Origin of the sequence: Lachnospira intestinalis (assembly GCF_040095895.1) — a bacterium.
Taxonomy (GTDB): Bacteria; Bacillota; Clostridia; order Lachnospirales; family Lachnospiraceae; genus Lachnospira; species Lachnospira intestinalis.
The window spans coordinates 1-8,041 of record NZ_JBBMFS010000022.1 but is presented as its reverse complement, the minus strand read 5'-3'; the positions used below and the strand labels follow the sequence as shown (position 1 = coordinate 8,041).

General features: G+C 40.0%; 6 protein-coding genes. All 6 read left to right on the top strand.

The features are described from left to right. On the top strand, positions 1–258 hold a 258-nt coding region (locus WMO37_RS14700), incomplete at its 5' end, for a hypothetical protein (protein ID WP_349155395.1). Positions 259–820: 562 nt separating this feature from the next. After that, positions 821–2,944, top strand: a complete 2,124-nt coding sequence (locus WMO37_RS14695) for a penicillin-binding transpeptidase domain-containing protein (RefSeq protein WP_349155394.1) — start codon at positions 821–823, stop codon at positions 2,942–2,944. After that, entirely contained in the window at positions 2,892–4,133 is a 1,242-nt protein-coding gene (locus WMO37_RS14690) for a DUF6070 family protein (RefSeq protein ID WP_349155393.1), read from the top strand. The genes WMO37_RS14695 and WMO37_RS14690 overlap by 53 nt, the downstream gene beginning before the upstream one ends. After that, positions 4,133–5,407 (top strand): DUF6070 family protein, encoded by a 1,275-nt coding sequence (locus tag WMO37_RS14685; RefSeq protein ID WP_117514077.1) that lies wholly within the window; start codon positions 4,133–4,135, stop codon positions 5,405–5,407. Before WMO37_RS14690 ends, WMO37_RS14685 begins: the two co-directional genes overlap by 1 nt. A gap of 4 nt (positions 5,408–5,411) precedes the next feature. Next, the gene (locus WMO37_RS14680) at positions 5,412–6,677 is read left to right on the top strand and encodes a DUF6070 family protein (protein ID WP_117762062.1); all 1,266 of its coding nucleotides are present in this window, start codon (positions 5,412–5,414) and stop codon (positions 6,675–6,677) included. Between the two features lie 56 nt (positions 6,678–6,733). Then, positions 6,734–8,041 (top strand): WD40/YVTN/BNR-like repeat-containing protein (locus WMO37_RS14675; RefSeq protein ID WP_349155392.1); only part of this gene is annotated, 1,308 nt, incomplete at its 3' end.

Below are 8,041 nucleotides of genomic sequence, written 5' to 3'. Positions count from 1 at the left end.
GATGGAAACGGACAATCTCATGCATGGCTGATGGTAGACAAATATATTATTATAGATATCACAGGTGACCAATTTAGTGGCAAGTCTACTTTTCTTAATTATGACAAATCAGTTTATGTAGGTGAGGGAGATGATTTCCATAGGCTCTTTGAGGTTGAAGATAGAGATGTTCATGAGCATCGTGGGTTGAGTGCTTTGGGTGGTTTTTGTGGACCGAGGCTGTGGGATTTATATAGAAAAATTCTAAAATACATTTAGTCAACCACTTTTTATGGGGATAAAACCATTACCCCACTTTGAAAACCTATTGCATACTTTCGCTATGCAGCATAAAATAAATGTTCAGGGGATTATTGAAACCGTATGTCTGCTTTCAAAGAAACCTTGATTTTCTGCGGTTTGTGGGATATTAAGGAACGAAAATGGATATGTGTTTTGTAGCCTTATGAATGAACCATTTGAATATCGCAGCAGTGGGGTGTTTTGAAACTCTGCTGAATAATAGGCTTTTGCTAAAAGGTATCACTTTTGTGAAAATGTATGATACTTCCTGGCAGAAGCCTTTTTATATAAAGATAACTTGACTTCTAAATCTTACTGATGTAATATTTACACAAGTGCAGTAGGATTGCGGACGAAATTTTTTTGTTGCGAAATCTTACACATGTAATAAAAGGAAGGAGGAATGCATAGTACGATATACCCAGCAAAGAGAAATTTTTTTACTTCAAAATCTTACGAGTGTAATATTTTGAAGATATAGCGTACATTGAAAATAGAATATGACCATATCAGCAAAGCAAAATGAATGGAGGTCAATATGAAGAAAGGAAAAAGCAGAAACAAGCGAAAGAAAACAAGAAGCAGGCTCCTATGGATTGCGATTGCTGTTATAGGAATAGCTGCGGTAATTTCTGCAGTATGTGTGGCAGGAATGTTGGCAACAAAGGAAAATGCCTGGAAGACACCGGAAGAACTTCTGGTGGAGTACATGGATCATATTCCAAAACAGGAGTATGAAGAAATGTATGCAATGCTACATATTGAGGCATCGGGAAATGTCAGTCAGGAGGATTTTGTAACTCGAAATTCAGCTATTTATGAAGGTATAGAAGTCCAGAATATAGCTGTCCAGATTATTGCATATGACGAGGAGCAAATGACGGTAACCTACCAGACTGCTTTCGATACAGTTGCAGGAACTATCAGCTTTGAGAATAAAGCACTTTTCCTAAAGGACGAAGAAGGATATCAGTTAGTTTGGGATGATTCCCTGATTTTTCCGAATCTGGCATCTACAGATAAAGTAAGAGTTTCCACTACACAGGCAGAACGAGGAGAAATTCTGGATAGGAACGGACGTGTCCTTGCAGGAAAAGGTACAGCATCTTCGGTTGGAATCGTTCCGGGCAAGTTGGAAAACAGAGAGGAAGCAATCGCACAGATTGCAGAACTAGTGGAAATCACACCGGAAGCGATAGAAAAGAAACTGTCTGCAAAGTGGGTAAAGGATGATTCTTTTGTTCCCATTAAAACAATTCCAAGAGTGGAAGAAATTGAGTTAATGTCTATCAGTCCAGATGAAGAAGTCCTAAAGGAGAAAGAAAGGCATGAAAAGTTGCTGGAGATTCCCGGAGTGATGATATCTGATGTTGAAGTGCGTGAATACCCATTAGGAGAAGCAGCGGCACATTTGGTCGGATATGTTCAAAGTGTTACTGCGGAAGATTTAGAGGAGCATGCAGGAGAAGGCTATACAGCCAATAGTGTAATCGGCAGAAGCGGAATGGAGAGCTTGTTCGAGAGTGAACTGAAAGGCCAGAACGGTTGCAGGATTTACATTGAAAACTCGGAAGGCAAAGAGAAGGAGGAACTTGCTTGTATCCTGGTACAGCATGGGCAGGACATCCAGCTTACGATAGATACTGATTTACAGGTTTCCTTGCATGAGCAGTTTAAGGAAGATAAAAGCTGCTCGGTAGCCATGAATCATTATATCGGAGAAGTATTGGCTTTGGTCAGCACACCGGCCTATGACAATAACGATTTTATTATGGGATTGTCGAGTGAGCAGTGGACTGTACTTAACGAGGATGAGAATAAGCCAATGTATAATCGCTTCCGGCAAGTGTGGTGTCCGGGGTCTACATTCAAGCCAATTACCGCAGCGGTCGGCTTGGAATCAGGAGCAATCGATCCAATGGAAGATTACGGCAACGTAGGCTTAAGTTGGCAAAAGGATGCATCGTGGGGTTCCTATCATGTAACAACACTCCATGCATATGAACCAGTCATTTTAGAGAATGCCCTAATATATTCCGACAATATTTATTTCGCAAAGGCAGCATTAAAGATTGGCTCAGAAGAGATGGAGAGTTCTTTGACTGGACTTGGTTTTAATGAGGAACTGCCATTTGAGATTAAGATGGCAGAGTCGCAGTATTCTAATTCAGAGGGAATTGAAACAGAAATACAGTTAGCAGACAGCGGTTACGGTCAAGGGCAGGTTTTGGTGAATCCATTACATATGGCATGTATCTATTCTGCTTTCTGTAACGAGGGAAATGTTATAAAGCCGTATTTAGTATATCAGAAAGACGCAGTAGCTGAGTATTGGATTCCGGGAGCCTTTTCTAATGAGACAGCAAGCCGTGTATTGGAAGGAACAAAAAAAGTTGTGAATGATTCTAATGGAACTGGATATGCAGCCCATCGGGATGACATTCTTTTAGCAGGAAAAACAGGTACGGCAGAAATCAAGGCATCGAAGGATGATACTTCGGGTACGGAATTAGGATGGTTTGCAATTTTTACAGCAGAAGATACGGTAGAACGTCCTATATTGATTATTAGCATGGTAGAAGATGTGAAAGGAAGAGGAGGAAGCGGATATGTTGTTAAGAAAGACAACCTGGTTCTGGAAGAGTGGTTTGGCAGCAATTAGCTTTGTATTAATACTTAGTATTTCGGGGTGCAGTGATGCACCCCCGGAAGAAAATACAGTTTCGGAAACGGTAATAGATGTTCAGGCTATTCAGGAAGAATCAGAGGAGGATGCAGATGAAATTATAAGCGTCTGCATTGATCTTTATGAGAAAGCAGAAGAAGAAAATAAATTAGCGGATTTGGAAACAATCCGTAGTATTGTAAATCGTCTTGGAGAAAATGGTTATTCGGCAGTTGACAGCAGAAATCAAATTAACATGACGGAACCAGAGAAGGTAGTGGAATTCTGCGAAAAGGTGGATGCACAGGAGGAAGCAGAAATAACGATTCTTGAAATCAGTTATTTGGGCGGATTTGTAAAATACGATTTGCACACAAAAGGCGGAAATGTGGATGTGGTCAGAAGCTATTACAAGTATGAAAATGGAAATATGAAAAGAGAGGTTATAGGAAACTATCAAGCGGAGTATTGGAATTATACAGAAGAAGGTTACCTGATGTTTTCCGGTGTTTGGTTTTCAGTAGAATTATATGTTCTTACATTGAGTGGAGCAGAGGAACATACCGCATTACGGGTACAGCCATTGGATGAAACATATAGGGAGTTGAGTCGGAAATATCTCAACCCAATCAGCTTTGAACGGAATAATATGTTCATTGTGGATTGGAGTGAGGAGGATTTCGGGGATTTGAATTTCTATGATATGTATGACATTCTTTATCCAAAAGTGAATGGTCAATATGCTCCCTATGTTGCTGATGACAACTTATCAGTCAGTGCAGTTTATCAGATTCCAAAAGAAGAATTTGAAAGTGTTATTATGAAATATTTCAACATTGATAGTGAAACGCTACAATCAAAAACCATCTATGATTCGGAGAATTTGACTTATGAATATAAGCCGAGAGGCTTTGAAGAAGTAGAGTACCCCGAATATCCATATTCAGAGGTAGTAGGTTTTACAGAAAACAATGATGGGACAATTACACTTACAGCCAATGTAGTATTCCCTTATGCGGGTGATTCCAAGGTATATGCTCACGAGGTTGTGGTTCGCCCTTTAGAGAATGGACGGGTACAATATGTATCTAATCGAATTATACCATCCGAAGACAACTACAGAGAAACTTGGCATACGCCACGGTTGACGTTAGAAGAATGGGAAGAATTGTACGGAGGAGAATAATGGAGGATGTGAAATGGCTGCTTAGAAAATGTGGACTTCTAATTTTACTGCTGTTGATTTTCGTGATAGTTGGGGTAATCTGTTGGGGGAAAATGCATGAAGAAGAACAAAAGGTGGCAGAAGAAGTATGGGAGCCACCTGTAGAAATCGAAAATAGCGAAGCAGAAACAGAAGAAGCCGAGAATGCGGAAACTTCCACAGAGTCAGCATATTGGTTTATTCCGCAAGCCAGTGATTGTCTTATCTCAGATGAGGAAAAGGAACAATTGCAGAGTATGGTTTTGTCAGCGGCAGATTCGGTAGCAGAAATCTATAAGGATATTGTAATTGCAGATGCACCAAGTTATTCTTCCGGCATTAGCGAATTTACCAACGAGCAGAGGAAAACTGTGGTGGAGCAATTGGGCAGAAGCGGTCTGGTAAGTGTTGAAGAAGATACTGCCATGCAAAACCATGAAGCAGTCGAAACATTTTATGCAGATTACTTGGATGGACGGGACTCAATGGTTACGGTATTCGAAGTACATAGAGATGGACTGATTGGAGCAGTTACTTTTATTTACCGGAAAGGTGAGTTGCAGACTTATTATATAGGTGTTCGTTGGAAGGAAGGTGGAGTGCCTGAAATACAGGGAACTTCGGTAAGTAATGTGGCTGAAATCAAACTTACGGAAAAAGGGTATTTTATCTACGCATATGAATATGTGATTGCACATGCAAGTTTGAGACAGTATTGGAGAATAGAACCGCTTCCGGAAGACTGCCAGGAACTGACGGAGAAATACATATCAGGACTAAGTTATGTGAATTACAATGTGCTTGTCACAAACTGGAACAGTAGCAATGTAAAGGATATTTTGATGCCTTGCATGTATGAAGATATTTACCGAATTTCCACGGGTGAAAATCTGAAAACTGAGGATTGGAAGATTCCGGCAGAGGAATATGAAAGGATAATGACCACCTATTTTCCAGTATCGATAGAACAGTTAAGAGAGTATTGTGGGTATGATGAAGGGAGTAACAGCTATGAATATGAGATGATTTATGCCAGCCCATACCCACCTTTTGGAGAAGTAGTTGACTATACAAAAAATGCGGATGGAACGATTACACTTATCGTGGATGGAGTATGGCCGGATTATAATTCTGATCTCGCTTTTCGGAATACGGTTGTGGTCCAGCCATTTGAAGACGGAACTTTCAGGTATCTTTCCAATTCTATAGAACAAATTGAATTGGAACTGCCGCCAATAGCAAGAACGAAAGGATGATTTTATGGTATTAAGGAAAAAGAGCATTCTACTGATCATGGTATTTCTGATTGGGGGTTTCGTGTGTGCCTGTGGAAAAGAAGATAGTGTTGCGGGAGAATCTCTTGTGGAAGATACGGAAGAAGTATCTTCCACGGAGGAAACAAAAAATACTGAGGAAGAGGCTGCAGTACAATGGGAAAAGGGCTACGATCTTCCGGTAGATGAACAGGAAAGGGAAGAAGCTGAGACTGACTGTAAAAAGCTGATGGAACTTTATCTTGACATTTATGAAACAGCAGATAAAGGGATAGCATCTAATGTTGTTTTGGATGATCAAACGGTTCTTGAAATTCAGAAGAAGGTAAAGGACGCAGGATATCCAATTGCTACGATGGTAACGTATTCTAACATGGAGAATTATGAAAGTGTTGACAGTTTTCTGAAAGAATGTATGGAAGGGAAAAGAGGCTCTGTGGTGATTTATGAAATCCACAATGATGGTGGACTGGGCAGAATGAAATTCATTTTTGATGGAACGGATATGTATGTTGTGAGTACAAGAGGAATCTGGAATGCTGACAACAAGCCGGGAATTTCGTACATTTCTTATACGAGACTCAAAGAATGGAAATACACGGAAAAAGGATGGTTCTGCTATGAGCTGTGTGTGCCAGAGCCGCCAGAGGTTAGTGAAATTATGGATGGAAGCTGCCTGATCAGAATAAAACCTATGACAGAGGAACAGTGTGAAATGTCTGAACGTTGTGTTCGGGGGCTTGGATATCAGGGACAGAACCTTTTGTGTTCCAACTGGAATGTAGAAAATATGAGTGAGTTGGATTATAACGGAATGTTTGAATATCTGTATGGAATGAAATATGGAGAAAAGTTCAATTCTGAAGATTATCCAAATGGCATTCCTAAAGAAGAGTTCGAAAGTCTGATTATGGAGTATCTTCCCATAACAGCGGAGCAGATACGAGAGTACGCAGTATTTGATGAGGAAAACCAGACCTATCTTTGGGCGAGACTTGGGTGCTTCAATTATGCGCCTACCTTCTTTGGAACTTCTCTGCCGGAGGTTGTCGACATCAAAGAAAATCAAGATGGAACAGTCACATTAACAGTTGAGGCGGTCTGTGACATGGTCATTTGCGATGATGCAGTCATAACCCATGAACTTACGGTAAGGTTTGCAGAGGATGGCAGTTTTCAGTATTTGGGGAATGAAATCCTAAATGACGGAATTATGCATATACCAGATTACCAATACCGTATTAAAGAATGATTTGATAATACTGGTGTTTTATGGTATTTTTACAGATATGAAGAAAGGAGACTTACATGAAATATATTTATAAAATCACGGGAAAAGTAAGTTTAATACTATATATATTTATGTTGTATCAATTCTGGCATCTATGTCAATATGGTGGCTTGAGAAGGCATATACCGATGTTGGCGTTAGGTATAATAGGATTGGTTGGCACAGTGGTTCTCTGGCTGATTTCGAAAAGGCATAATCAAGAAGTTAATTCAGGAGATAATGGAAATAAGAAACTTTTCTATACGGAAATGATACTCCTTATAGCAGCAACTTTATTCTTTGGTGGACGTATCGTTTATTCTGCAGTTCCGTATCACGGGGCACTGTCTTGGAAACTTGATGAGTGGATGCGTAAAAAAGAAGTAGAACTGGAGCATAATAATCTTTTTGAGGATGGTGTAGAAGGGATTCTGATGGATTTGGATGAAGCATTGCAACTGCCGGAAGAACTCTATATTGCAAATAAATATCAGGTGTCATTTGATGAAAACGGAACGATTCAAAGGATTTATGCATTCATATATGGAAAAAATGAGGCTGGAGAGAAAAAAACGTATCTTATTGATTATGACGCAGACAGCAGTAATGATATGACTGTTTGGATAGATGGTAATGTGAATGGAGAATATAGTGACGATATGCGTTTGTCTCCAATGATTGAAATTTTGAACAATTCAGACTGGACGAGTCAGGTAGAGGCGTGGGCTGAAACATTTGAAGAGCAGCAGATTTATGAAATACTCTATATGGGGCGAAGATCTTTTAGTTCAGAGGAAGGCTTACAATATATTTCGGGAGATGCAGATGGTGATGGAACTGAAACAGGAACCGGCAATTTTACTCAGCTTAGAAGCGGTGGAGAAATCGTTGGGTTTGAGGTATCTTTGCATATTCCTGATTTAAATAGTGTCACACCTGTTCGATATATTATGGAGCCTGAGTACGTCAGTCAACAAGAATTGAAGCAGGAGAATACGATGCAGCAGGTGGAGGATGCTAAAGATACAGAAAGTTGGACTGTGGATCAAAGTGATGGAACTATGTATTTCTTTTTAGATGAAAATAATGGATGGCGTTTGGTGATAACGGATGCAGCTGCCGGAAGCAGATTTTATGTAATGGAAAAGACAATGGATGGTGGTTCTACTTGGGAATGCATAAATGATGATCCGTTCAGTGGACAATTGGGAGTTGCAGAAGGTTTAATATTTTATGATGAGAACTTTGGGGTTGCAGGAATTACAGGCGCATCCCAGTCCTATTCCCGCTTATATGTCACTCGCGATGGCGGAAGGACCTTTGAAGAAATGAAACTTCCAATGGAT